The organism is Actinokineospora spheciospongiae, from assembly GCF_000564855.1.
Classification (GTDB): Bacteria; Actinomycetota; Actinomycetes; order Mycobacteriales; family Pseudonocardiaceae; genus Actinokineospora; species Actinokineospora spheciospongiae.
Window position 1 is genome coordinate 1 of the sequence record NZ_AYXG01000026.1, and the last position, 23,954, is coordinate 23,954.

The window sequence follows — 23,954 nt, forward strand, 5'->3', positions numbered from 1 at the left end:
GACGACCACGACGACTGAGCCGACGACGACCACCACCGAGCCCACCACCACGACGACCGAGCCGACCACCACGACCACCAAGCCGAACGACGGCACGAAGGTCGACTACAAGGTGTCCGGCTCGTCGAAGCTGGTCGGCCTCGGCGGCAGCGTTCCGCTGAAGGGCTCGTTCTCCGCGGTCGCCGACCTCTCGGCGGGCAAGTACACCGGTGACCTGAACCTCAAGGCCACCAGCGGTCAGTTCCGGATCTTCGGCTTCCTGCCGGTCTCGGCGAACATCGGCTTCGACCAGGTGGGGCAGCCCACGGGCACCGTGTCGAACAAGGCGGTCACCTTCAACGGCAAGCTGACCATCAAGCTCACCAAGGTCGCGCTGTTCGGCATCCCGATCTACCAGGGTGACAGCTGCAAGACCAAGAAGCCCTCGGACATCCAGCTCAAGTCCGTCGGCAACTTCGACGTGCTCAAGGGCGGCAAGCTCAAGGGCAAGTACTCCCTGTCGGAGACGGTGAAGTGCGGGCCGCTGAGCCCGATCATCGGCGCCTTCGTCGCCAGCGACGGCAACACCGTCGACATCGACCTGGCGGCCAAGAAGTAACCGGCCCCAGCAAGCCGAGCGGCCCTCCCCGGGATTCCCGGGGAGGGCCGCTTCGCGTTGCGGGGCGTGAACCGGCGGGGCGTCGGGTACCCGGGGGCAGTGAGGTCCTTCTCCTGCCCCGTGTGCGGCAACGTGTTGTTCTTCGAGAACTCGACGTGCGTGGTGTGCTCGACCGAGGTCGGCTACCGGCGGGCGGAGCGGACCCTGGTCGTCGCCGACGCGCGGTGCGGCAACGCCGGGTTGGCGGGCTGCAACTGGATTCCCGACGTCGACGGCGCCCTGTGCGACTGCTGCGCCCTGACCCGCACCCGCCCGGCCGACGGGGACGCGGCGGGACTGTCCACCTTCGCCACGGCCGAATCGGCCAAGCGCCGCCTGGTCTTCCAGCTCGACGACCTGGGCCTGCCCGTCGACGGCCTGTCCTTCGAACTGCTGTCGAGCGCCCAGGAGCCGGTGGTCACCGGGCACGCCTCCGGTGTCATCACCATCGACCTGGCCGAGGGCGACGACGCCCACCGGGAGGCACTGCGCGCCCGGCTCGCCGAGCCCTACCGCACCGTGCTCGGCCACTTCCGCCACGAGGTCGGCCACTGGTACTGGGAGGTCCTGGTATCCGGCACGCCCGCCGAGGGACCGTTCCGCGACCTCTTCGGCGACGAGCGGGCCGACTACCAGCAGGCCCTGCGCGAGCACTACGCGGGCACCCCGGCCCCCGACTGGCAGGAGACCCACGTCAGCACCTACGCCACCGCCCACCCGTGGGAGGACTGGGCGGAGACCTTCGCGCACCTGCTGCACATCCGCGACACGGTGCAGACGGCGGCGGCCTTCGGCGTCCTGGTCGCGGGCTCCCCCATCCCCCCGCACCCGGACGCCCCGGTCGACGCCATCCCCACCGAGGACGCCTGCTTCGAGGAGCTGGTCGACACCTGGGTGCCGCTGTCGCGGGCGGTGAACCAGCTCAACCGCAGCATGGGCAAGGACGACGTCTACCCGTTCGTCCTGTCCCCCACCGTGCTGGGCAAGCTCCGCTTCGTGGACCGGCTCCGCGCGGGCGCCTGACGGCGGTCGGGTTCAGGCGAGCAGGGACAGCAGGGCCGCGGCGGCGTCGCGGTGGGGTGGGCCCGCGGGCCACCAGGTGCCGTCCACGACGCGGTAGGGGTGCCAGCGGCCGTCGCGGGCGTAGCGCAGTTGGTGCGGCCCCGCGGTCCAGCGGTTGCACCACACCGTGGCCGCGGGGTCCTCGTCCCAGGTGGCGGCGAGGGCGTCGCGGGCGGGCGCGAGGTCGGCCGGGTCCGGGGTCCACGCGGTGTCGAGGACGTCGAGCCCGGACGGGCCCGCGGCCCGCCAGGCGGCGGTGGCGCGGGCGATGCCGGGGGTGGCGGCCAGCCGGTCGGCGGCCCCGGGGTGGGTGGCGGCCCAGCGGACGGTGTCCGGCCAGGTGTCCAACGTGGACAGATCGGGGTCGTCGGACCCGTCGGGGGCGAGCGCGGCTCCGAGGAGCTGCCGGGCGCGGGCGGCGGCGTCGGCGGCCAGCAGGGCCAGGGCGGCGGGATCGATGCCGGGGGCGGGCGGGATGGACAGGGTGCCCGGGGCGGTCTCCGGCAGCGGCGGCGGTTCCGGCAGCCGCACCGGGGGCCGGGCGAACGCCTCCGCGGCGGGGGTGCCGGTGCCGGTCTCGGCGGGGTCGGGGGTGGCGCGCAGGGCGTCGAGCAGGGTGGGCTGGTCGCGGCCGCGGATCAGCAGCAGCACGAAGGGATCGGCGTCGAGCAGCCACGAGGTCTGGTAGGCCAGGGCGGCGGCGTGGCGGCAGGGCAGCTCGAAGCCCGGGCAGGGGCAGTCCGGGTCCAAGTCGCCGATCCCGGGCAGCAGCCGGACTCCGGCGTCGGCCGCCGCGTCCACCAGGGACGTGGGCATGTCGCCGTCGAGCAGGGCGGCGATGTGGCCCGCCTCGGCGCCGATCTGCTCCAGGAAGCGCGCCCACTCGCCGTCCGACAGCGGTTCCAGGCGGACGACCGTGTGGTAGGCCGTGTCGTCCTCGTAGTCCTGGACCACCGCGGACAGGCGACCCGAGGCCACGGTGATCGCGCCGACGTAGCCCGCCCGCGCGTAGCGGCGGCCCTGCCGGAGCTGCCCCTCGTCGAGCGCGGTGTCCTCCAGCGCCTTCACCCACGCCCGACCCCACCAGGACCGGGCGAACCGGCCCGCGCGGCGGGTGGCGGCCGGGAAGGCGGGGAAGCCGCGGGCGGCGTCGCTCACCGGCCGCCCCGCAGCTCGACCAGGTCGGCCAGTTCGGCGTCGGTCAGCTCGGTGAGGGCGGCCTCGCCCGCGGTCAGGATGGCGTCGGCGAGGTCGCGCTTGGCGCGCAGCATCCCGGCGATGCGGTCCTCCACCGTGCCCTCGGCGATCAGCCGGTGCACCTGCACCGGGCGGGTCTGGCCGATGCGGTACGCGCGGTCGGTGGCCTGGTCCTCCACGGCCGGGTTCCACCAGCGGTCGTAGTGCACGACGTGGTCCGCGCGGGTCAGGTTCAGACCGGTGCCCGCCGCCTTGAGCGAGAGCAGGAACACCGGGAACTCCCCCGCGTCGAACCCGCGCACCAGGTCCTCGCGGCGCGGCACGGGGGTGCCGCCGTGCAGGAAGCCGGTGCGCACGCCGCGGTCGCGCAGGTGCCGTTCGAGCAGCCTGCCCAGTTGCACGTACTGGGTGAACACCAGCACCGCGCCGCCCTCGGCGAGGATCGTGTCCAGCAGCTCGTCGAGCAGCTCCAGCTTCCCGGAGCGGCCCGCCAACCGGGCCTCGGGCTCCCCCAGGTACTGCGCGGGGTGGTTGCAGATCTGCTTGAGCCCGGTCAGCAGCCGCATGATCAGGCCGCGGCGGGCCATGCCGTCGGCGGCCTGGATGCGGGCCATCGTCTCGGTGACCACCGCCCGGTACAGCGCGGCCTGCTCGTGGGTGAGCGGCACCGGCTGGTCGGTCTCGGTCTTCGGCGGCAGCTCGGGGGCGATGCCGGGGTCGGACTTGCGGCGGCGCAGCAGGAACGGGCGGATCAGCCGGGCCAGCCGGTCGGCGGTGGCGGTGTCGCGGTCGGCCTCGATCGGCTTGGCCCACCGGCCGCGGAACGCCGGGAGCGACCCGAGCAGGCCCGGGGTGGTCCAGTCCAGCACCGCCCACAGCTCCGAGAGGTTGTTCTCCACCGGCGTGCCGGTCAGCGCGACGCGCGCCCCGGCCGGGATCGCCCGCAGCGCCTTGGCCGTGCTCGACGCCGGGTTCTTCACGTGCTGGGCCTCGTCGGCGACCAGCAGTCCCCAGCGGTGCTCGGCGAGCGCGCCCGCGTCGAGGCGCATGGTGCCGTAGGTGGTGAGCACGAACCCGGTGTCGGCGCCGTCGAGCGAGCGGGCCGGGCCGTGGAAGCGGCGGACCGGGGTGCCCGGGGCGAACCGGGTGATCTCCCGCTCCCAGTTGCCCAGCAGCGACGCCGGGCACACCACCAGCGTCGGCCCGGCGGTGCGCTCGGACTCGGCGCGGTGCAGGTGCAGCGCGATCAGGGTGACCGTCTTGCCCAGGCCCATGTCGTCGGCCAGGCAGCCGCCGAGGCCCAGGCCGGTCATCCGGGCCAGCCAGCGCAGGCCGCGGAGCTGGTAGTCGCGCAGGGTCGCGGCCAGCGCGGCGGGCGCCGCGACGACCTCGGTGCCCGCGTCCGGGTCGGCGATGCGGGCGCGCAGCTCCGCCAGCCAGGTGTCGGCGACGACCTCGACGCGTTCGCCGTCGACCTCGACCGAACCGGTCAGCGCGACGCCGAGGGCCTCCAGGGCGGTGACCGGCTTCAACTCCCGGTCGCGCGCCCTGCGGGCCAGGTCCGGGTCGACCAGGACCCACTCGTCGCGCAGCCGCACCACCGGCCGCCGCGACTCGGCCAGCCGGTCCAGCTCGGCGGCGGTCAGCGGCTGCTCGCCCAGCGCCAACTGCCAGTCGAAGGCGAACAGCCCGTCCCCGCCGAACACCGACGCGGCGTCGGAGGTGGGCCGCTCGGACCGCCCGACCACGGCGCGCGCGGTCAGCGACCGGACCAGTTCGCGCGGCCAGTGCACCTCCACCCCCGCCGCGGCCAGCCGGGGCGCCACGCCGAACAGGTCGGCGACCTCGCCGTCGTCGAGCACCAGCCGGTCGGGCACGCCCTGCCCGAGCAGCCGGTCGAGCACCGGCCAGGTGCGGGCGGCCCGGCGCAGCGCCCTGGTCAGCTCGATCCGGGAATCCGCGCCGAGCCGGTGGCCGGGGTCGGACCACAGCCGCTCCGCGTCGACCACCACGGCCGGGTCGGCCAGCGAGTGCGCCTGCACGACGGCCTCGAACGCCGCGCCGGCGTAGTCCGCGCCGGGCACCTCCAGCCGCAGCGAGACGCGCACCCCGGAGTCCAGGCCCGCGGACATCCCGGCCGACCACGGGCGCAGGTGCGGCACCCGGTTGGGCGCGCGGGAGGCGAACAGCGGCCCGCCCGCGGCCTGCGGGGCGGCGGCGGTGCGCGGCATCCCGTCGGCGACGGCGTCGACGAAGCCGCGCACCAGGGTCAGCGGGTCGGCCAGGGTGTCGCCCTCACCGGCCAGCGGCACCGAGCGCGCGGTGGCGGGCATGGCGTCGGCGAGTTCGCGCAGCCGCGCGGCGTCGGCGGCGTCGAGCGGCCCGGCCCGCCAGGCGTCGAACCCACCGGGCGAGACCCCGGGCACGATCCGGCCGCGGGCCACCAGTTGCAGTGCCACCAGCGCCACCGCGCCCCAGAACGCGGCGGCCGGGTCGGCGCCGGGTGCGCGCCGGGCCCTGGTGAGGGCCGCGACTGCGTCGGCCACCGGCAGCCGCAGGACCGGGACGGTCACCTCAACCGCGCCGGGGCCGTCCGGCCGCAGGATGGTCAGTTCCCCGGTCGGGTCCTGCGGCAGGTCGCCGTGGAAGGCGACGGTGCCCGCGCGGTGCGGGTCGGCCGGTTCGAACACCGCGGCGCAGCGGGAGAGGCCGGTCACGGTGGCGGGTGCGAGCGTGCCCATGCTCCCCTTCGGACGGCGGCGGGTCCGGTCACCTTACCCGCCGCCACCCGGGCCGGGGTGCTCAGCGGCTGAACTCGACCGCGTCGTCCACCGGCCCGTAGCGCAGGGTGCGCACGTCCGCCGGGTAGTTCTGCCGCAACCGCCACGGGGCCACCTCGGCCTGCTGCGGGAGCGTGGCCGCGGCCCGCTGCACGTAACCGGCTTGCAGGTCCAGGAACGGCACCCGGCCGACGGAGGCGGCCGGGGTCTTCGGGGTGACGATCCGCACGCCCTTGGCGTCCATGTGCTTGAGCAGCCTGCACACGTACTCCGACACCAGGTCGATCTTGAGCGTCCAGGAGGCGTTGGTGTAGCCCACGGCCAGCGCCGCGTTGGGCACGCCGCCGAGCATCATGCCCTTGTAGGCCACGGTGTCGGCCGGGTCGACCTTCTCCCCGTCCACCGAGACGGTCATGCCGCCGAGCATGAGCACGTCCAGGCCGGTGGCGGTCACCACGACGTCGGCCTCCAGCTCGGCACCGGACTCCAGCCGCAGGCCGGTCTCGGTGAACGTCTCGATCCGGTCGGTGACCACCGAGGCGTTCCCCTTGCGCAGCGCGCGGAACAGGTCGCCGTCGGGGACGAAGCACACGCGCTGGTCCCACGGGTCGTAGCGGGGCTTGAAGTGGGTGTCGAGGTCGTAGCCCGCGGGCAGCCTGCGGGCGGCGTCCTTGCGCAGGAGGTTCTTCACGAACGCGGGCCTGCGCTTGCTGAGCTGGTAGAACGCCGTGGCCATCAGCACGTTCTTCCACCGGATGACCGGGTAGGCCACCTTGGCGGGCAACCACTTGCGGGCGAAGTCGGCGATCGGGTCGCGCGAGCCGAGGGTGAGCACGTAGCTGGGCGAGCGCTGGAGCATGGTGACGTGCTCGGCGGCCCCGGCCATCGACGGCACCAGGGTGACCGCGGTGGCGCCGGAGCCGATCACCACGACCTTCTTGCCGGTCCAGTCGAGGTCTTCCGGCCACAACTGCGGGTGCACCAGGGTGCCGCGGTAGTCGTCGACGCCGGGGAACTCGGGGGTGTAGCCGTGCTCGTAGCGGTAGTAGCCGGTGCAGGCGAACAGGAAGCCCGCGGTGAACACGGCGACCTCACCGGTGTCGGAGCGCTCGGCGGTGACCGTCCAGCGCGCGTCCGGGGTCGACCACTCGGCGCTGACGACCCGGTGGTGGAAGCGGACGTGCCGGTCGACCCCGCTCTCGGCGGCGGCCTCGCGGATGTAGTCGCGGATCGAGTCGCCGTCGGCGATGGACTTGGGCGCGGTCCACGGCTTGTGCGCGTACCCGAGGGTGAACATGTCCGAGTCCGAGCGCACGCCCGGGTAGCGGAACAGGTCCCAGGTGCCGCCGATGGCACCCCGGCCCTCCAGGATCACGAAGGACTTGCCCGGCAGCCGCTCGCGCAGGTGGCTGGCGGCGCCGATGCCGGAGAGCCCGGCTCCGACGATCAGGACGTCTACGTGTTCGGCGGCCATGCCGATCCCCTTCCGCAACGGTGACTGCGACTAACTTACCACCGTTAAGTTACCGGGAGTAGGTTCAGTTTGAGCGCCACCGCTCCGCGTAGCGCGCCTCCCGCTCCGGGTCCCGCGCCTCCTTGCGCTCCTCCCGCATCCGGGCAGCGGTCCCCGGCGCGAACCCGTACCGCGCCACCAGCCCCTCCACGCTCTCGATCGAGTAGGACAGCGCGTAGTACATGCCGACGATCAACCCCAGCGATCCGCAGGCCAGGGCCAACCCCACCGGGGCGTCGAGGGCGAGCAGCAGGACCAGGGTGATGGCGGCGGTCGCGGGGAGCACGGCCCGCAGCAGCACCCGCAGGGTGAACCGGACGAGCCAACTGCGGTCGGTGGCGGTGCGCAGCACGTAGTCGGCGTACCGCCGGGGCAACCTGCCCCCGACGGCGTACCAGAGGCGCAGAGCGGGACTGGGCTTCATCACGACTCCTGTTTCGCGGCGGCGATGACGCGGGTGAGCGAGGCGTGCAGGTCCTCCAACTCGGGGATGGACATGCCGAGCGTGGCCACGACCTGCGGCGGGATGAGCAGCGCCCGCTCCCGCAGCGCCCGCCCCTCCTCGGTGAGGGTGACGGCGAGCGAGCGCTCGTCATCACGGTGACGCTCACGGCGCAGGTAACCCGTCGCCTCCAAGCGCTTGAGCAGCGGCGTCAGGGTGCCCGGGTCCAGGGCGAGCAGACCGGCCAACTCCTTGCCGCTGAGCGGGGACCGCTGCCACAGCGCGAGCATGACCAGGTACTGCGGGTGGGTCAGCCCCATCGGCTCCAACAGCGGCCGGTAGATCGCCACCACGCTGCGCGCGGCGATCGACAGCGCGAAGCAGACCTGGCGCTCCAGGGCCAGCGGGTCCTTCTCGTCCACGACACCTCCTTTGGTACACCAAACGTTAGAGCACCAACTGTTGGTGTGGCAAACAATGAGACGCGGATCAAGTAGTTGCCCTCGACAGGCAGAATGCCGGAGTTGGTCCAGCGCTTGGACCACTGCTCGGGGTGCGGTGGGGACCGGCACTGCGTGAGGGCTCACCGAGTCGTCGGTGGTGTTGGCGCCGGGGTCTCAGCGCACGGCGTCAGCGACCGAGGCGGTACAGCTTGGCGTCGAAGGAGCAGGGGCCGAGCAGTCCCCCGGCGCTGTCGTGTTTCCACCGGACCCAGTCGTCCTTGGGGTAGATCTCAGCCGTGCCGGTGAAGAGGGGTCTCGCCGCGAAGCGCATCGTCACCGAATCCCTGGCGCTGCCCTGCGTGCCGCCCAGGCGGACCGGGGGGCGGAGGGGCAAGGCGTAGCCCAGTTCGAGGGAGAGGACGGTGTCCTCCGGCTCGAACACCACGCGCAGGCTCCACGTGATCCCGACCATCGGCACGCTGACGGTGACGGGCGGGAACACCTCGACCACGTCGTGTGCCGGGCTGCCGTCGTCGGGTTTGGCGAGGATGCCGTCACCGCCCCTTGGGGGCTCGACGCGGCGGTACGCGTCCAGCCAGTCGACCAGTGGCGCCCCGGTCGTGCTGTCCTGTCGAGACATCGTCTCGGCCTTCCTGTCGCCGACGGTCGCGGTCGCGAGCCAGCCGGTTCCCGCTCCGGTGCCCGGCCTGGACGAGGCCTACCCACCGCCACCCGGCCAAAACGCAGAGGGTGTCAAAGTGGTCACAAGCAGTGATGATCCACCGCCGAGTTCGAGCGGACAGGACAGTCGTGGTTGCTCCCGGACCCCCGGTCGCGGGTGCCTGCCCGAACACCGCCGACTGCCGCCCGGGCAGGCAGTCCGAACGCCCCCACGATCCGCGCGGGACTGGTTTGATCACCCGATGGACTGGGCCCAGACGCCGGACGCAGACAACACCCCCTTCTACGCCTCAGGCACGTTCTGGGCCATCGCCGCCGTCGCCGTCGCCATCGCCGCCATCGGCGTGGGCGCGTGGGCCGCCTGGCGGTCGGCCAACCCGAAACGGCAGCTCAACATCTGGATCGGCTCCGACACGCCCCTGATGACCACCCGCGCCGAGGGCATCACGGTCGGCTTCGAGGGCACCCCGCTGGCCGACCCCCACATCGTCCGGGTGCAGATCGCCGCCCGCGGCCGCAAGGACATCGTCCCCGCCGACTTCGCCGGACCCCTCCGCATCGACCTCGCCACCCCCGTCCTGCGCCTCATCGCCACCCACTCGACCACCAAGCGCGACAACCTGCCCGCCCCCGCCCTGACAGTCGACGACACCGCCCTGGTCCTGGACCCCACCATCCTGCCCGGCGACCAACGCACCACCCTCGACGTGCTCCTCGACTCCACGCCCGAACTCGCCGTCACCGCCCCCCTCGCCAACGTCACCGTGAAGAAGACCGACCCCAACCCGTCTCCGAGCCCGCGTCAGAAACCGCTGATGGACGGCTTCCTCCTCGGTATGGGGTTCATGGCGGGCACGAGCATCCTTGCCCCCGTCGCTGCCGACATCGTCACCGCCAGCGGATTCAGCGACACCATCAGCGTTGTCGTCGGCCTGACAGGCGTACTCCTCACCAGCGCCTGCGGCGCAGGCCTCATCATCGCGCTTTCCCGCATTTCCAAAGCCGACCAGTGACGACGACCTGCCCGGCCGGGGTGGTCAGCCCGCGACCGCCAGGGTGACGCCCAGGCCGACGAGGGCGCCGCCGGTGACGCGGTCGAGGGCCTTGCGCGGGCCGCTGCGGCGCATGAACCTCGACAGCCGGGAGGTGAGCAGCACGAACGCGGTCCACCACACCAGGCCGAGCGCGATGTCGAGCCCGCCCAGCAGCAACACCTGGGGACCCGCCGGTGCGTCGGCCGACAGGAACTGGGGCAGCACGCTGACGAAGAACAGGGCCGCCTTGGGGTTGAGGACGTTGGAGGTGAAGGACTGGCGGAAGACCCGGCCCATCGATGCGGACGCGGCGCCGTCGTCCTCGGTGGGGGCGGCTTCCGGGCGGCGCCAGGAGCGCCACAGCGCGGTGGCACCCAGGTAGACCAGGTAGGCCGCGCCGACGACCTTCAAGGCGGTGAAGGCGACCGGGCTGTGGGTGATCAGCGTGGAGACGCCGAGGGCGGCGGCGGCCATGTGCACGCACAGGCCCGTCTGCACGCCCAGCACGGCGACGAAGCCGGTGCGGCGGTCGCGGGCGGAGTGCCGCAGGACGACTGCCCAGTCGGGGCCGGGGATGACGTAGGCGGTCATGACGACTCCGGCGAACAGCACCAGCAACCCCACCGACATCCCGCACGCCCTTCCTCCGTGCCGCCGGTTCCCCCATTCGGGACCGGGCTGGCCCGATCGGACTACCCAGTCGGCGGCTGTCCATACCCGGTGTCGTCGTCCCCGCCCGGTCCCCTACCGTCGCCGCTGCCGGATGACGAGGGGGAGAGCATGGGGACGGACGAGCGGGCCGTGACGATCAGGATGCCCGTGGTGTGGCTGTGGCTGCTGCGGGTGGGCGGGGCCGTACTGGGGTGCGCCGCGGGGTTCGGGGTCGCGCCGTTGGTGCGTTGGCTGACCGGGCTCGTCGGGGGTGCGCCGGGGCCGCTGCGGGTGGCCGCGCAGTTGCCCACGGTGGTGGCGGTGCCGGTGCTGACCGTCGTCGGTGCCGGGGTGGGGGTGTGGTTGGCGGTGGTGGCACGTCGGGAGAGTCCGGTTGTGACGGTGGGTGGTGACCGCGTTCTGGTGGTGGAGAACGGTTCCGCGCTGCACGTGGCCCGCGATCGGGTGGCGGCGGTGTTCACCGACGGGCGGGACCTGGTGGTGCTCGGTCATGACTTCGGCGAGTCGGTTCGGGTTCGGGTGACGGATCTGCCCACCGACGGGTTGGCGGCGGCGTTCGAGCGGTTCGGTTACCCGTGGCGGGGCACGGCCGACCCGCACGAGGCCGAGTTCACCGGCTGGGTCGACGGGACACCGGACCTCGACGGCACCGCGCACTCCTTGCTGCGCGAGCGCCGCAACGCCCTGCGCGACAAGCGGGTGGGCGCGGCGGCGGACGCCCTCGACCGGCTGCGCGCCCACGGCGTCGCGGTGCGCGATCGCGGTGGCGTGCAGCAGTACCGCCGTCGGGAAAGCGCTAACGGGCGGGCGGGTGGGGACGAGTACTCCTCGTAGCCCGTTCCCGGAAGGACCCATCGATGTCGTTGCTGGACACCGCGCGTGCCCTCGCCCCCACCCTCGCCGCCCGGGCCGAGGAGATCGAGAACGGTCGGGAACTGCCGGTCGACCTGGTCAAGGAGTTGAAGACCGCGGGTTTCTTCCGCATGTTCACCCCGCGCTCGCACGGTGGCCTGGAGACGGACCTGCGCACCGGTCTCGACGTGCTGGAGGCGCTGGCGCGGGCGGACGCGGCGACCGGGTGGACGGTGATGATCGGCGCGGAGACCCCGCAGCTCCTGTCGCTGCTGGACCGCGAGCGGTTCGACGAGCTGTACGCGGGGTCGCCGGACGTGGTGGTGGCGGGTGGGTTCAACGCGCAGGGCACGGCTGAGCCGGTGGCCGGTGGCTACCGGGTGTCCGGGCGGTGGGCGTTCGCCAGCGGGTCCGGGCACGCCGATCACCTGTTCGGCAACTGCGTGCTGACCGACGGCGGCGCGCCCCGGGTGGTCGACGGGGTGCCGGTGCTGCGGGCGGTGCTGCTGCCCGGCGCCGAGGTGCTCGACACCTGGCGGGTGTTGGGCCTGCGCGGCACCGGCAGCAACGACATCGCCGTGGCCGACGCCGTGGCGCCGGAGCGGGACACCTTCGACGTGTTCACCGGGGTGCCGTGCGTGCCGGGGCCGCTGCACACCGCGCCGCTGGTGCACTTCGTGCTGCACATGGCCGCGGTGGCGGTGGGCACCGCCCAGGGCGCGGTCGACGACGTGGTCGCGCTGGCCACCGGCGGCAAGCACCGCCTCTACGCCAAGGCGTCGCTGCTGGACTCCCCCGTCTTCCAGGTGCACCTCGGCCGGGCCGAGGCGGGCGTGCGGGCCGCACGGGCGCTGCTGCGCGAGGTGGCCGGGGAGTTCTGGGCGCGGGCCGCCGCCGACCCGGCTTCGGTCGGGCCCGCCAGCCCGGAGGCGTCGGCGACGCTGGCCTGGATCACCGAGACCTGCGTCGCCGCGGTGGACACCTGCTACCGCCTCGGCGGCGGCGGCGCGGCGCGGGACTCCTCGTCGTTGCAGCGCCGGTTCCGCGACGTGCACACCATGGCCCAGCACGCCGGGTCGGCGGAGGGCTGGTTGGGCACCGGTGGGACCGCGCTGCTCGGCGCCGCCGCGGGCTTGGCCTATTGAGCGCTCGCGGCGTGCGAGGTCCGGCAGCCGGGTGTGCGTCCCGGACCGTCAGTGGTCGGTGAGTTCCACGCGGTGCCGGATCTCGTCGTCGCGGAAGATGCGGAACTCGTGGGTGTCGGCGGTGAGGACCTTGAGGAAGCCCGGGCTGACGTCGAAGACGTGGAAGTCGTCGATGCCGGTGGTCGTCTCGATGCGTTCCAATGGAACCCAGGGCGTGCTCACCACCGCCGCGCAGACGAGTGCACCCACCACCGCCAGCGACCTGGAACTCCGGAGCACCCACCGCACCGGACCGCCGAAGCGCGGGTGGTCGCGGGTGCGTTCGACCAACGTCAACACCACACCCAGCACCACGATCGCGATGAGCAGTCCCCAGCTCCGGTAGCTGCGCACGTGCGCCACGACCATCGCGACCAACACCACCACCAGCAGCCCCGGACCGGCCCACGCCCGGTGGTCCCGAGCCCGGCGGGCGCCCGCGTAGGCCAGGATCGTGAACGGGATCAACGCCACCAGCAGGACGCTGCTGATCACCCGGTTCGCCATGAAGGTGCCGAGGAAGATCGCGGGCGCGTCCTCGAAGTCCAGGGTGTGCAGCAGGGCGAACGCGGTGTGCCAGTCGTAGCCCGAGACCGCCAGCAGGCGCAGCAGCACGAACAGGGCGGCGGCCCCGGTGAGCGCGGACGCCACCCCGGCGCCGGGGTGGCGTTCTCCGCGCACGTCTTCTTCCGCGTCCATCTGCCCTCCAGAACGACCCGGCGACCGTGCCGGGCCCCTAGGAAAGCAGACGGGGTGGGGCTCAGCTCGCGCGGACCTCGTCCACGCAGCCGGGCTGGCCGGTGACGTGCAGTTCGCGCCTGCCGTGGGCGAACTCCGGGCACAGGCAGGCGCCCATGGGCTCGTCGGAGGAGAAGTCGAAGTTGGTGCTCGACGGGTGCTGCAGCGTGGCGGTGGTGTCCATGGTGGGTATCCCTTCCGAGTGAACTCCCTGGTCCTGGTGAACGCTGTGGAGAGAACATGCCCCGATCGGGGTGGACTCAATCACCCGAAAACACCTGAATTTGACGAGTTGTCAGTTGTGAAGCGAACCACGCCCGGTGAGTCGACGTGCCCTGGGTGGTAACCCACCCGTTCCGACCGGACGACACACGGAGGGAGGCGCCGATGTCGGAGGCGTGGATGGGGGTGCTGTCCGCGGGAGTGGTCGCGGTGGCGGTGTTCGGGGTGTTCCTGGTGCTGGAGTACCTGCTGCGGCGGGGGTTCCGGCGACTGGGCAGGCGGTCGGCGCTGTTGGCCGGGCTGGTCGAGCACACGTCGAGGCCGCTGCGCTGCTTCGGGGCGGTGCTCATCCTCCGGCTGACCGTGTTCGTGGCGCTGCCGCCGACCGGGTGGACCGGGCCGGTGACGCACGCGATGACGCTGGCGCTGATCGGCAGCGGTGCCTGGCTGCTCGCCGGGGTGCTGCTGTCGGCCGAGCAGACCGCGCTGTCGCGGCTGCGCGTGGACGAGCGCGACAACCGGCACGCCCGCCGGGTGCAGACGCAGATCACGTTGGTGCGCAGGGTGACCGTGGCCGGGGTGGCCGTGCTGGCGCTGGCCGCGATGCTGATGACCTTCCCCGGGGCGCGCGCGGCGGGCACCAGCCTGCTGGCCTCGGCCGGTGTCATCGGCGCCATCGCCGCGCTGGCCGCGCAGTCGTTGCTGGGCAACGTGTTCGCCGGGTTGCAGATCGCGTTCAGCGACGCCATCCGGCTCGACGACGTGGTGATCGTCGAGGGCGAGTGGGGCCGGATCGAGGACATCACGCTCACCTACCTGGTCGTGCACATCTGGGACGACCGCAGGCTGGTCATCCCCACCTCGCACTTCATGTCGAACCCGTTCGAGAACTGGACCCGGCGCGAGGCCGCGCTGCTCGGCACGGTCGAGATCGACGTCGACTGGGCGATGCCGGTGGAGGAGATGCGGACCGAGCTGCGGTCCGTCCTGGACGCGACGGACCTGTGGGACGGCCGGGTCTGCGTTCTGCAGGTCACCGACGCGGTGAACACCCTGGTCCGGGTGCGCGCCCTGGTGAGCGCGGTCGACGCGCCGACCCTGTTCGACCTGCGCTGCCTGGTGCGCGAGCGGCTGGTCGCCTGGGCCAGGACCCGGCACCCGTACGCGCTGCCGCGCCTGCGCTCCGAGCGGGTGCCCACCGGCCCGCGCCCGGCCCCGGCGGCGGCCACCGAGCCCACCGAGGACGCCCGCCTGTTCGGCGACAGCCCCGACGGCCGCGAGCGCGAACACGCCTTCACCGGCCCGGACCGCTCCTGAGGTGCGGTCAGGCCCCGGGGGTCTCGGGGGCGAAGGAGCCGCCGAAGTAGACCTGGGCCTCGGTCAGCCTGCCGTCCCGGACGCTGATCAGCTCCGTGTTGCGGAACCGGCCACCGGTGCGCAGTTCGTACTCGTAGCAGACGAAGACGCTGCCCCGGCCGGTCGGCACGGCGTGCACGATCTCCTGCGACAGCAGCCGGTCGGCGGTGGGGAAGCAGCGCTCGAAGAACAGCGCCCGGTCGATGTGGTCGTCGACCGGGCTGGTGAACACGAAGTCGTCGTCGACCAGGGCCTCGGCGGCGGCGCGGTCGCCCGCCAGGTAGAGCCGGAAGAAGTTGCGCACCACCTCGACTTCGGACATGCCCCCACCCTAGGGCACCGACCCGGCGTTACCGCACTGTTATCCACGGGGATTGCGGGCGGTGTCGGGGACCGGTGGTCGGCTCCGACCTCATGCCGACAGAACCACCGGCCGGAGGACGCGATGAAGACCGAGACCCTGCTGTTCGACCTGCTGCCCGACGCCGGGCACTGGCGGGCGGTGGTGGCGGAGGTCGAGGCGGCGTTCGCCGCGGGTGGGGTGGGGCAGGCGATGGGTGTCCTCGCCGCCGCTTTCGCCACCGTCCTGACCGAACTCTTCCAGGAGCAGCCCCGATGAGCACAGTCACCAGCCGCCTCTCCCTGTCCCTCGACGGTTTCATGGCGGGGGTGGACCAGGGCCCGGACCAGCCGCTCGGCCGGGGCGGCGAGCGCCTGCACACCTGGGCCTTCGGCGACGTCGACCCGGTCGACGCGGCGGTCCTGGCCGAGGTGGACGCGGGCATCGGCGCGTACGTCATGGGGCGCAACATGTTCGACGGCAACCGCGGCCCGTGGGACCTGTCCTGGCGGGGCTGGTGGGGCGCGGAGCCGCCGTACCACTGCCCGGTGTTCGTGCTCACCCACCACGCCCGCGACCCGCTGCCGATGGCGGGCGGCACGACCTTCCACTTCGTCACCGAGGGACCGGACCGCGCGCTCGCGCTGGCCCGCGAAGCCGCCGGGGACGCCCGCGTGGACATCGCGGGCGGCGCCTCGACCATCCGCCACTACCTCGCCGCCGGGGAGATCGACGAGCTGACCCTGCACCTGGCGCCGGTCACCCTGGGCGCGGGCGAGTCCCTGTTCGCCGGTCTCGACGTGCGGCTGGAGCCGCTGCGCGCCGTCCACTCCCCCGCCGTCACCCACCTGACCTACCGGGTGCGCTGACCGGCCGGGCTCACAGTCGTCGCACAGCCGGGCCACACCGACCGTCCAAGCTCGGCGCCCAGAGTCGGGGCCATGACAGCGACGACTCCCCCGGCGGCCCGGAACGGGGCCCGGCCCATCGACATCCACTCCGGCCCCGTGGTGCTGGAGGTGGTCGTCCCGGTGCACGACGTGGACGTCGACCTGTCCACCGACCTGGCGGCGGTGGGCGCGCTGACCGCCCCCGCCACCCGCGCGGCCTGACCACCCCCGGAGCCCCGATGACCACCTTGCTGTCCCGCCCCGCCGAGTCCGGTCACCGCGCGGACGACACCACCGCGCCGACTCCGCGCCTGCGCCGGTTCGCGCGCGGACCTGAGACCGACCCGCGCTTCGCCCGGCCCGCGCTGCTGGGCCTGCTGGCCGCGACGGCGCTGCTGTACCTGTGGAACCTGACCGCGTCCGGCTACGGCAATGAGTTCTACGCCGCGGCGGTGCAGGCGGGCACGCAGAGCTGGAAGGCCTGGCTGTTCGGCTCGCTCGACTCCGGCAACGCCATCACGGTGGACAAACCACCCGGCGCGCTGTGGGTGGCGACCGCGTTCGCCCGGGTGTTCGGGTTCTCCGGCTTCTCGGTGCTGGTGCCGCAGGCGCTGATGGGCGTGGCCTCGGTCGGCCTGCTGCACGCGGCGGTCAAGCGAACCAGCGGCCCGGCCGCCGGGCTGATCGCCGGGGCGGTGCTGGCGCTGACCCCGGTGGCGGTGCTGATGTTCCGCTTCAACAACCCGGACGCGCTGCTGGTGCTGCTGCTGGTGGCGGCCGCCTACTGCGTGGTGCGCGCGCTGGAGGAGGCCGGCCCGAAGTGGTTGGTGCTGGTCGGGACCGCGATCGGGTTCGCGTTCCTGACCAAGATGTTGCAGGCGTTCCTGGTGCTGCCCGCCTTCGCGCTGGTCTACCTGGTCGCCGCGCCGACCGGCCTGGGCAGGCGGGTCGCGCACCTGGCCAGGGCGCTGGCCGCGGTCGTGGTCTCTGCGGGCTGGTACGTCGCGCTGGTGGAGCTGTGGCCCGCGGACAGCCGCCCGTACATCGGCGGTTCCACCGACAACAGCCTGCTGGAGTTGGCGCTGGGCTACAACGGCCTGGGCCGCGTCCTCGGCGGCGAGGGCAACGGCGGCGGGGGCGGCGGGGCGAACACCGGCTTCGGCGGGGAGACCGGCCTGTTGCGGATGTTCAACACCGCTTTCGGCAGCGAGATCTCCTGGCTGCTGCCCGCCGCCCTGATCGCCCTGGTCGGCGGTCTGTGGCTGACCCGCCGGGCGCCGCGCACCGACCGCACCCGCGCCGCGCTGCTGCTGTGGGGCGGGTGGTTGGTGGTCACCGCGCTGGTGTTCAGCCACATGGGCGGCACCACGCACCCGTACTACGCGGTGGCGCTGGCCCCGGCGATCGCCGCGCTGGTCGGCGTCGCGGGCCGGGAGCTGTGGCGGGGCCGGGCGTCGTTCGCGCCGCGGGCCTGGCTGGCGGGGATGATCGCGGCCACCGCGACCTGGGACCACGTCCTGCTGGCCCGCGAGGCGGACTACCTGCCCTGGTTGAAGTTCGTCATCGCCGCGGTCGGCCTGGCCCTCACCACCGCCCTGCTCGTCGGCGTCGAGAACACCAGGCGGACGGCCACGATCCTGCTCACCGCCGCGGTGCTGGTGCTGGGCCTGGGCGGCGCGGCCTACGCGGTCACCACCTCGGCGCAGGCGCACAGCGGCTCGATCCCCACCTCCGGCCCCACCTCGGGCGCGATGGGCGGCCCCGGCGGGACCTCCACCGGGTCGACGGGCGTGGCCGACCTGCTCGCCACCAGCACGGCGAAGTGGGCGGCGGCGGTGTCGGGTTCGCAGACCGCGGCAGGCCTGGAGCTCCAGTCCGGCAAGGCGGTCATCGCGATCGGCGGCTGGAGCGGCACCGACGACGCGCCGACGTTCGAGCAGTTCACGGCCGCGGTCGCGGCTGGCGAGATCGACTACTACGTCGTCGGCGGCCAGGGCGGCGGCCGGGGTGGCTCAGACTCCTCCGCTGGGGAAATCGCCACCTGGGTGGCGGCCAACCACACCGCCACCACCGTGGGCGACTCCACCGTCTACGACCTGACCCCCTGATCCGGGCGGGAGCGGGCGGCCCAGCGGCGGCCAGGTCCGCTCCAGACCGACGCGGAGGCGGTGGTGAACGCCGACAACGGCTGCGAACTGGTCAGCCGAGGCGGACTCCGGCGGACACCTCCCTCGAATTGTCCACTGTGGCCTGCTGGTGCGCATGGCGACGGCACCCGGCCGTCGGGTCCGCGGACCGGTCGCCACTCCATCGGGTGGACCAGCGCGCGGGAGGCCTCCCGGGGTGATAGCTGTTGTCCGGCCGGGACGGACGGGATGGGGTCGATGGTGGTGCGGGTGTGCGGGATCGGCGACGAGGGCGCCGACTCCCTGGTCGGGCAGGTGCGGTTGCACGAGCGGTTGGGACTGCGCGGGATCGAGCTGCGGGCGGTGGACGGCAGGCGCGTGCACGAGCTCGACGCCGCGGGGCTGGACCGGGTCGTCGCGGCGGTCGGCGGCGCCGGGCTGGTGGTGCCGGTGCTGGACACCCCGCTGGGCGACTGGTCCACCACGATCGGGCGCGACCTCGCCGACGACGAGCGGGTGCTGCGGGCCTCGGCCGGGGCGGCCGCGCGGCTGGGCTGCACGCGGCTGCGGATCATGTCGTACCCGAACGACGGCAGGCCGGAACCGGACTGGCGCCGGGCGGTGGTCGAGCGGGTTCGCGCGCTCGCCCGGATCGCCGAGGACCTCGGGGTCACCCTGCTGCACGAGAACTGCGTCGGCTGGGCGGGCGCCGGTGCCGAGCGCACCCTCGCCCTGCTGGACGAGGTGGGCAGCCCGGCGCTGCGGTTGCTGTTCGACACCGGCAACGGCCTGGCCCACGGCTACCCGGCGCTGCCGTTCCTGCGGGAGGTCATCCCGTACGTCGACCACGTGCACGTCAAGGACGGGCGCCGGGTCGGCGGGACCGCAGTGTTCGGCACCCCCGGTTCCGGCGAGGTGCGGCTCGGCGAGTGCGTGGGGCTGCTCCTCGACGCCGGGTACCGCGGCTGGTTCAGCCTGGAGCCGCACGTCGCGCTCATCCCGCACCTGGACGTGGCCGACGACCCCGAGCGGCGGGCCCGCGCGTACGCCGACTGCGTGCACGCGTTCCGCACGCTCGTCGGCGCCGTGCCCGCGGTCACCGGGTGACCCGCTTGCGCGCCGCCGACGTGGACTGGCTGCTGGCCCTCCTCGCGGTGCCGACCGTGTCGCCGCTGGAGGGGGGCGACCCGGCCGGGTTCGCCAGGGCGCAGAGCCTGTTCGCGGGCGGCGCCGCCGAACGCGGGCTGGCGCTGCGCCGCTGGGACCACCCGCCCGCCGAGGAGCTGGACCGCCCGGACGTGCCCACCCCGCTGCGCGAGGCGGCGGCACCGGACCCGGCGGGGTTCCTGGCGGCGCAGCCGTGCGTGGTCGTCGGCACGGGCAAGCTCAAGCCGCCGCGGCAGCGGATGGTGCTCAACTTCCACCTGGACACCGTCGGCCCGCACATCGCGCCGGTGCTGGACAGGCGGGTGCTGCGCGGGCGCGGGGCGGTCGACGACAAGGGGCCGGGGGTGGCCGCGGTGGTCGGGGTGTCCCGGGCGTTCGCCGAGGACCCGGGCCTGACCGCCGACATCGAGGTGCTGGTGGCCAGCGTGCCCGGGGAGGAGGGCGGCGCGATGGGCGTGTGCGGGACGCGGTGGCTGGTGGAGACCGGGTGCGTGGGCAGGCTGATGGTGTTCGCCGAGCCGACCGGCTGCCGGGTGCTCGACGCGTGCAGCGCCACCATGACCCCCGTGCTGGGGGTGCGCGGCCTCGACAGCACCGACGACCGGCCTGCCGACGGGCACAACGCCACCGTCGCCCTGGGGTTCCTCGCGGTCCGGCTGACCGAGCGGCTGGGCCGGGTGGCCGACCGGCTCGGTGCCCGGGTCTGCGTCTCCGGCGTCCACACCGGACAGTCGCACAACCGGGTCTACGGCACCGGTGAGCTGCGGCTCAACATCGCCTACCACGACCGCGCGGTGGCCTCGGCGCTCGCGCTGGAGGTGGAGCGGGCGGTGGCCGAGGCGGGCGCGGAAGCCGCCGAGCGGTTCGGCGACAACCCGGTCACCCGGCGGCTGGTGGCCGACTGGGACCGCGTGGTCCGGCTCGACTGGCTCAAGCGCGGGCTGCCGCCGCTGGCCAACCGGGACGCGGCGATGGAGGCCGTGCTCGCCGAGGCGGGCCTGCACCGCCACGACGGGGTGGCCGACGGCAGCGCCTTCACCTGCGACGCCATCTGGGCGCCGGGCCGCGACCGGTACGTGGTCGCCTGCGGCCCCGGCCTGCTCGACCGCGACGGCGCGCACACCCCGGACGAGCACGTCCGGCTCGACGACCTCGACGAGTACGCCGACCGGGTGCGCGCCCTGGTGCACGCGTTCGGCGCGCACGTCCGCGCGGGCGAGGAGAAGACCGCGTGAAGGTCGGCGTGATCGGTCTGGGCACCATCTCCCGCTACTTCCTCAACGCCATCGCCGCCGACGACGCGGTCACCCTGGCCGCGGTGTGCGACCTGGACCCCGCGCGGCTGGCCGGGTTCACCGGCAGCGGGGTGGCGACCTTCACCGACGCGCGCGACCTGCTCGACGCGGGCGTGGTCACCGCCGTGGTCATCACCCTGCCCAACGACCTGCACGCCGAGGTGGCGCACGCGGCGCTGAGCAGGGGCATCGCGGTGTGCTGCGAGAAGCCGCTGACCGTCGACCCGGCCGACGCCCGCGCGCTGGCCCGGACCGCGGCGGAACACGCGGCGGTGCTGTTCACCGCCTTCCACCGCCGCTACAACCGCAACCTGCTCGACCTGGCCGCCGCGCTGCCACCGCGGGCGGAGATCGCCCGGGTGACGGCGCGCTACCACGAGAACATCGGCGAGCACACCGGCGGCGAGGGCTGGTACCTCGACCCGGCCCGCTGCGGCGGCGGCTGCCTGATCGACAACGGGCCGAACGCGCTGGACGCGGTCCGGCTGCTCGTCGGCGACCTCACCCTGCTCGACGCCACCATCGGCGACGTGCGCGGCGGCGCGGAGCACTGCGCCGAGCTGGACCTGCGCGCCGGGGAGGTGCCGGTGCGGGTCGAGCTGGACTGGGCGCTGCCGACCGGCGAGGTCAAGGACGTGCGGGTGGACCTGCGCGACGGCACCAGCCGCACCGCCGACCTGCTGGCCGGGCACCCGGGGTTCAAGGCGTCGCTGGCGCACGAGTACCGCGGCATCCTGGCCGCGTTCCGGGGGGCGGTGGAGGCCGGGCCGGGGGCGCCGGACCCGGGGCCCGCGCTGGTGGAGGTGGTCGCCGAGGCGTACCGGGTGGCGCGGGCGAAGGAGACCCGGCCGCGGATGCGGGCCAAGGCCGACGCCGAGGCGCGGATGGTGGCGCTGATGTTCCACAGCCGCGACGACCGCGGCATGGTGCTGGCGCCGTGGGAGTCGCGGTGCGTGCCCGCCGGGCAGGTGCACGAGCTGGTGACCACCGCCGACCGGCCGGGGCGCCCGGGTGACCGGGTGGACCGGGTCGGCTTCCTCGGGTTCGCCGAGTTCACCGCCGCGACGGTGTTGCAGCGCGGCGACGAGGTGTGGACCGCGACCGGGCGGCGGATCGGCACGGTGGCGGGTTTCGACGAGTGCCACTTCCCGAACCACTACAACGTCCTGGTCGCCGCCGACACCGTGCTGACCGCCGCTGACCTGGATCTTCGGGTCGGGGACGCGGTCCGCTTCGGCCCGGGGTCCGGCTGACCCCGGGACCCAGGTGCGGGCAAAACGGGTCGCGCGCCACGCCGAGCCCGCGCTGAGCCTGTTTGGTTGTCACCTGTTCGTGTAACTCTTGTGCGGTGATGTGCGCACCTTGGCGGCTGCCATGAAGAGCGAGGACCGGCTGGTCGCCGGTCGGTACCGGCTGTCGAAGCAGCTCGGCGCGGGCGGCATGGGTGTGGTGTGGCAGGCCTACGACGAGCGGTTGCACCGCACGGTCGCGGTCAAGCAACTGCTGGTGCCCGCGTCGCTGAGCGCGCCGGAGGTCGAGGAGGTCAACCGGCGGGCCATGCGCGAGGGCCGGATCGCGGCCAAGTTGCAGCACCCGTCGTCGATCACCGTCTTCGACGTGGTCGAGGACGGTGGCGCCCCGTACCTGGTGCTGGAGTACGTGCCCTCGACGAACCTGTCGGTGGTGCTGCGCGAGCAGAAGACGCTGCCGCTGGACGAGGTGGCGAACATCGGTGCCCAGGTGGCCGCCGCGCTGGCCGCCGCGCACGAGGTGGGCGTGGTGCACCGGGACGTGAAGCCGGGCAACCTGCTGCTCGGCCACGACGACACCGTGAAGATCACCGACTTCGGCATCTCCCGGCTGGTGGAGGACGTCACCGGCACGACCACCACCAACATCGCGGGCACCCCCGCCTACCTGTCGCCGGAGGTGGCGCAGGGCAAGGCCGCCACCTTCGCCTCCGACGTGTTCTCCCTCGGCGCGACGCTCTACACCGCGATCGAGGGCGTTTCGCCGTTCGGGGCCAATGACAACACGATGGCGACCCTGCACCGGGCCGCGTCCGGGCAGATCGATCCGCCCCGCAGGTCCGGCCCGATGACGGACCTGCTGCTGGGGATGCTGGCCACCGACCCGGCGGCCCGGCCGACGATGGCGGAGGTCCGCCGGGTGCTGGCCGAGCGCGACTGGGCCTCGGCCGAGGTGCCGACCCAGGTGGCGGCGCCGCTGCGGACGGAGAAGTTCGGCGCGGCGGCGGAGGCTCCCGCACCGAGCACCCCGCGCACCCCGCCCCCGGCCACGGCCGCGCTGCCCGTGGTGCCGGTGGTGCCGGTGGAGCCACCACCCGCCCGGCGCACCGACCCCGAGCACGGCGCGGGCTCCGAGCCCGAGGATGCCGACCGCAAGCGCAAGGCGGCGCTGCTGGTCGGCGCGACAGCCCTGGTCGTCGTGCTGGCGGTGGCGATCGTCCTGGTGACGCTCAACCGCGACTCCGAGGACGAGCCGGTCGCCGCCCCGAACACCACGGTCTCCACGGTCACCGGTCCCCCCGCCACCAGCGCGGCACCCCCGGCGGGCAACGAGCCCCCCGCCGTGCCACCCGCACCCAACTCCACCCCGGAGACGACCACGCCCCCGACGACGACAACAACACCGCCACCCACGACCACTCCCCCGCCACCGCCTGCGGGTGCCGAGGACACGCCGGAGGCCCGGGTCGCCGCGATCACCGGCTACTACGCGGGCCTGCCCGGCGGGACGGACCAGAACTGGGGCAGGCTCACCGCTGGCTACCAGCAGAAGACGGCGGGCGGCCTGTCCGGGTACAAGCGCTTCTGGAGCGGGTTCCGCGCCGTCTCCGTGGGCAACGTCGTGGCCAGCGGCCCCAACCAGGTCGACGCGACGATCACCTACACCCGCACGACCGGGGCCACCAGCACCGAGCGCACCCGGTTCACCATGGTCGCCGAGGACGGGATCTGGAAGATCGGCGGTTCATCGGTCATCGGCAACGCCTGACCGCCCCCGGACCGCACGGCCCGGGGCCCACCCTCAAAGCAGGCCACCCACCCCACGAACCGCCGGCCCGACGAGCAGTGCCGGGGTGGGTGGACGCGCTCGCCACCAGGCCACCCCGAAACCCGCCAGCCCGGCGAGTGAATGCCCGGGTGGGTGGAGGTGCTTGCCCAGCCGACCGCCCCGAGAACCGCCGGCCCGGCGAGCCAACTGCCCGGGTGGGTGGATGTGCTCGGCCAGCCGACCACCCAACGAACCGCCGGCCCGGCTACGCCCCTGCCCGGGTGGGTGGATGTGTTTGGCCGGGG

At 73.7% G+C, this 23,954-nt stretch carries 23 protein-coding genes and 1 pseudogene; 14 read left to right on the plus strand and 10 right to left on the minus strand.

Features of this window, described 5'->3' with window-relative positions:
• Nucleotides 1-598 (plus strand): annotated as a pseudogene (locus UO65_RS37180) (DUF6801 domain-containing protein); the annotation flags it as partial.
• A 99-nt stretch (nt 599-697) separates the two neighbouring features.
• Nucleotides 698-1,660 carry a zinc-binding metallopeptidase family protein gene (locus UO65_RS03125; protein ID WP_035278541.1) on the plus strand — a complete coding sequence of 321 codons (963 nt, stop codon included), beginning with the start codon at nt 698-700 and terminating at the stop codon, nt 1,658-1,660.
• 12 nt (nt 1,661-1,672) lie between these two features.
• Here the strand turns inward: UO65_RS03125 and UO65_RS03130 are convergent, their stop codons facing one another.
• The 6 genes from UO65_RS03130 to UO65_RS03155 form a co-directional block, all read right to left on the minus strand.
• Nucleotides 1,673-2,857, minus strand: a complete 1,185-nt coding sequence (locus tag UO65_RS03130; RefSeq protein ID WP_035278543.1) for an SWIM zinc finger family protein — start codon at nt 2,855-2,857, stop codon at nt 1,673-1,675.
• Nucleotides 2,854-5,637 carry a DEAD/DEAH box helicase gene (locus UO65_RS03135; protein WP_052020585.1) on the minus strand — a complete coding sequence of 928 codons (2,784 nt, stop codon included), beginning with the start codon at nt 5,635-5,637 and terminating at the stop codon, nt 2,854-2,856. Before UO65_RS03135 ends, UO65_RS03130 begins: the two co-directional genes overlap by 4 nt.
• A 61-nt stretch (nt 5,638-5,698) precedes the next feature.
• Nucleotides 5,699-7,150 carry a flavin-containing monooxygenase gene (locus UO65_RS03140; RefSeq protein WP_035278545.1) on the minus strand — a complete coding sequence of 484 codons (1,452 nt, stop codon included), beginning with the start codon at nt 7,148-7,150 and terminating at the stop codon, nt 5,699-5,701.
• Nucleotides 7,151-7,214: 64 nt separating this feature from the next.
• On the minus strand, nt 7,215-7,613 hold the full coding sequence (locus tag UO65_RS03145) for a DUF5313 family protein (protein ID WP_035278547.1): 399 nt from the start codon (nt 7,611-7,613) through the stop codon (nt 7,215-7,217).
• Nucleotides 7,613-8,053 carry a MarR family winged helix-turn-helix transcriptional regulator gene (locus tag UO65_RS03150; protein ID WP_035278549.1) on the minus strand — a complete coding sequence of 147 codons (441 nt, stop codon included), beginning with the start codon at nt 8,051-8,053 and terminating at the stop codon, nt 7,613-7,615. The genes UO65_RS03145 and UO65_RS03150 overlap by 1 nt, the downstream gene beginning before the upstream one ends.
• A 208-nt stretch (nt 8,054-8,261) precedes the next feature.
• On the minus strand, nt 8,262-8,714 hold the full coding sequence (locus UO65_RS03155; RefSeq protein WP_035278551.1) for a hypothetical protein: 453 nt from the start codon (nt 8,712-8,714) through the stop codon (nt 8,262-8,264).
• Nucleotides 8,715-8,997: 283 nt separating this feature from the next.
• Here UO65_RS03155 and UO65_RS03160 point away from each other — a divergent pair, with 283 nt between their 5' ends.
• Nucleotides 8,998-9,768 carry an MDR/zinc-dependent alcohol dehydrogenase-like family protein gene (locus UO65_RS03160; protein WP_035278553.1) on the plus strand — a complete coding sequence of 257 codons (771 nt, stop codon included), beginning with the start codon at nt 8,998-9,000 and terminating at the stop codon, nt 9,766-9,768.
• Between the two features lie 24 nt (nt 9,769-9,792).
• Here UO65_RS03160 and UO65_RS03165 read toward each other — a convergent pair whose 3' ends face one another.
• Nucleotides 9,793-10,419: a LysE family translocator gene (locus UO65_RS03165; RefSeq protein ID WP_035278554.1), complete on the minus strand. Its 627-nt coding sequence runs from the start codon at nt 10,417-10,419 to the stop codon at nt 9,793-9,795.
• Between the two features lie 150 nt (nt 10,420-10,569).
• Between UO65_RS03165 and UO65_RS35420 the strand changes: the two genes are divergently transcribed.
• Together UO65_RS35420 and UO65_RS03175 are read left to right on the plus strand one after the other, a co-directional pair.
• Entirely contained in the window at nt 10,570-11,295 is a 726-nt protein-coding gene (locus UO65_RS35420) for a YqeB family protein (protein ID WP_200873292.1), read from the plus strand.
• A 23-nt stretch (nt 11,296-11,318) separates the two neighbouring features.
• Nucleotides 11,319-12,458 (plus strand): acyl-CoA dehydrogenase family protein, encoded by a 1,140-nt coding sequence (locus UO65_RS03175; protein WP_035278556.1) that lies wholly within the window; start codon nt 11,319-11,321, stop codon nt 12,456-12,458.
• A gap of 48 nt (nt 12,459-12,506) precedes the next feature.
• Here the strand turns inward: UO65_RS03175 and UO65_RS03180 are convergent, their stop codons facing one another.
• Together UO65_RS03180 and UO65_RS36520 are read right to left on the minus strand one after the other, a co-directional pair.
• Nucleotides 12,507-13,196, minus strand: a complete 690-nt coding sequence (locus UO65_RS03180; protein ID WP_052020587.1) for a hypothetical protein — start codon at nt 13,194-13,196, stop codon at nt 12,507-12,509.
• A gap of 61 nt (nt 13,197-13,257) precedes the next feature.
• Nucleotides 13,258-13,419: a hypothetical protein gene (locus UO65_RS36520; RefSeq protein WP_161784416.1), complete on the minus strand. Its 162-nt coding sequence runs from the start codon at nt 13,417-13,419 to the stop codon at nt 13,258-13,260.
• A gap of 203 nt (nt 13,420-13,622) precedes the next feature.
• On the opposite strand from UO65_RS36520, the gene UO65_RS03185 reads away from it, so the two are divergent.
• The gene (locus UO65_RS03185; RefSeq protein WP_035278558.1) at nt 13,623-14,774 is read left to right on the plus strand and encodes a mechanosensitive ion channel family protein; all 1,152 of its coding nucleotides are present in this window, start codon (nt 13,623-13,625) and stop codon (nt 14,772-14,774) included.
• 7 nt (nt 14,775-14,781) lie between these two features.
• On the opposite strand, the gene UO65_RS03190 is transcribed toward UO65_RS03185, so the two are convergent.
• A complete protein-coding gene (locus UO65_RS03190) occupies nt 14,782-15,135 on the minus strand; it encodes a nuclear transport factor 2 family protein (RefSeq protein WP_035278561.1) in 354 nt (117 codons plus the stop codon).
• Nucleotides 15,136-15,258: 123 nt separating this feature from the next.
• Between UO65_RS03190 and UO65_RS36525 the strand changes: the two genes are divergently transcribed.
• From UO65_RS36525 to UO65_RS03220, 8 genes are all read left to right on the plus strand, one after another.
• Complete coding sequence (locus UO65_RS36525) at nt 15,259-15,432, plus strand: hypothetical protein (RefSeq protein ID WP_161784417.1); 174 nt, start codon at nt 15,259-15,261, stop codon at nt 15,430-15,432.
• Nucleotides 15,429-16,022, plus strand: a complete 594-nt coding sequence (locus tag UO65_RS03195) for a dihydrofolate reductase family protein (RefSeq protein WP_035278563.1) — start codon at nt 15,429-15,431, stop codon at nt 16,020-16,022. The genes UO65_RS36525 and UO65_RS03195 overlap by 4 nt, the downstream gene beginning before the upstream one ends.
• A gap of 72 nt (nt 16,023-16,094) precedes the next feature.
• The gene (locus tag UO65_RS36530) at nt 16,095-16,265 is read left to right on the plus strand and encodes a hypothetical protein (protein ID WP_161784418.1); all 171 of its coding nucleotides are present in this window, start codon (nt 16,095-16,097) and stop codon (nt 16,263-16,265) included.
• Between the two features lie 17 nt (nt 16,266-16,282).
• Entirely contained in the window at nt 16,283-18,151 is a 1,869-nt protein-coding gene (locus tag UO65_RS03200; RefSeq protein WP_035278564.1) for a glycosyltransferase family 39 protein, read from the plus strand.
• Between the two features lie 267 nt (nt 18,152-18,418).
• Complete coding sequence (locus tag UO65_RS03205) at nt 18,419-19,276, plus strand: sugar phosphate isomerase/epimerase family protein (RefSeq protein WP_035278566.1); 858 nt, start codon at nt 18,419-18,421, stop codon at nt 19,274-19,276.
• Nucleotides 19,273-20,571, plus strand: coding sequence for a M20/M25/M40 family metallo-hydrolase (locus UO65_RS03210; RefSeq protein ID WP_035278568.1), 1,299 nt, complete (start codon nt 19,273-19,275; stop codon nt 20,569-20,571). Before UO65_RS03205 ends, UO65_RS03210 begins: the two co-directional genes overlap by 4 nt.
• A complete protein-coding gene (locus UO65_RS03215) occupies nt 20,568-21,884 on the plus strand; it encodes a Gfo/Idh/MocA family protein (protein WP_035278570.1) in 1,317 nt (438 codons plus the stop codon). The genes UO65_RS03210 and UO65_RS03215 overlap by 4 nt, the downstream gene beginning before the upstream one ends.
• Before the next feature lie 121 nt (nt 21,885-22,005).
• Complete coding sequence (locus UO65_RS03220; RefSeq protein ID WP_035278571.1) at nt 22,006-23,649, plus strand: serine/threonine-protein kinase; 1,644 nt, start codon at nt 22,006-22,008, stop codon at nt 23,647-23,649.
• The last annotated feature ends 305 nt before the right edge of the window (nt 23,650-23,954 follow it).

Coding starts and splice junctions, on each gene's coding strand:
- UO65_RS36525 (WP_161784417.1), top strand. CDS start 15,259: ATGAAGACCGAGACCCTGCTGTTCGACCTGCTGCCCGACGCCGGGCAC.
- UO65_RS36520 (WP_161784416.1), bottom strand. CDS start 13,419: ATGGACACCACCGCCACGCTGCAGCACCCGTCGAGCACCAACTTCGAC.
- UO65_RS03155 (WP_035278551.1), bottom strand. CDS start 8,714: ATGTCTCGACAGGACAGCACGACCGGGGCGCCACTGGTCGACTGGCTG.
- UO65_RS03195 (WP_035278563.1), top strand. CDS start 15,429: ATGAGCACAGTCACCAGCCGCCTCTCCCTGTCCCTCGACGGTTTCATG.
- UO65_RS03200 (WP_035278564.1), top strand. CDS start 16,283: ATGACCACCTTGCTGTCCCGCCCCGCCGAGTCCGGTCACCGCGCGGAC.
- UO65_RS03175 (WP_035278556.1), top strand. CDS start 11,319: ATGTCGTTGCTGGACACCGCGCGTGCCCTCGCCCCCACCCTCGCCGCC.
- UO65_RS36530 (WP_161784418.1), top strand. CDS start 16,095: ATGACAGCGACGACTCCCCCGGCGGCCCGGAACGGGGCCCGGCCCATC.
- UO65_RS03145 (WP_035278547.1), bottom strand. CDS start 7,613: ATGAAGCCCAGTCCCGCTCTGCGCCTCTGGTACGCCGTCGGGGGCAGG.
- UO65_RS03205 (WP_035278566.1), top strand. CDS start 18,419: ATGGGGTCGATGGTGGTGCGGGTGTGCGGGATCGGCGACGAGGGCGCC.
- UO65_RS03160 (WP_035278553.1), top strand. CDS start 8,998: ATGGACTGGGCCCAGACGCCGGACGCAGACAACACCCCCTTCTACGCC.
- UO65_RS03165 (WP_035278554.1), bottom strand. CDS start 10,419: ATGTCGGTGGGGTTGCTGGTGCTGTTCGCCGGAGTCGTCATGACCGCC.
- UO65_RS03140 (WP_035278545.1), bottom strand. CDS start 7,150: ATGGCCGCCGAACACGTAGACGTCCTGATCGTCGGAGCCGGGCTCTCC.
- UO65_RS03180 (WP_052020587.1), bottom strand. CDS start 13,196: ATGGACGCGGAAGAAGACGTGCGCGGAGAACGCCACCCCGGCGCCGGG.
- UO65_RS03185 (WP_035278558.1), top strand. CDS start 13,623: ATGTCGGAGGCGTGGATGGGGGTGCTGTCCGCGGGAGTGGTCGCGGTG.
- UO65_RS03220 (WP_035278571.1), top strand. CDS start 22,006: ATGAAGAGCGAGGACCGGCTGGTCGCCGGTCGGTACCGGCTGTCGAAG.
- UO65_RS03135 (WP_052020585.1), bottom strand. CDS start 5,637: ATGGGCACGCTCGCACCCGCCACCGTGACCGGCCTCTCCCGCTGCGCC.
- UO65_RS35420 (WP_200873292.1), top strand. CDS start 10,570: ATGGGGACGGACGAGCGGGCCGTGACGATCAGGATGCCCGTGGTGTGG.
- UO65_RS03190 (WP_035278561.1), bottom strand. CDS start 15,135: ATGTCCGAAGTCGAGGTGGTGCGCAACTTCTTCCGGCTCTACCTGGCG.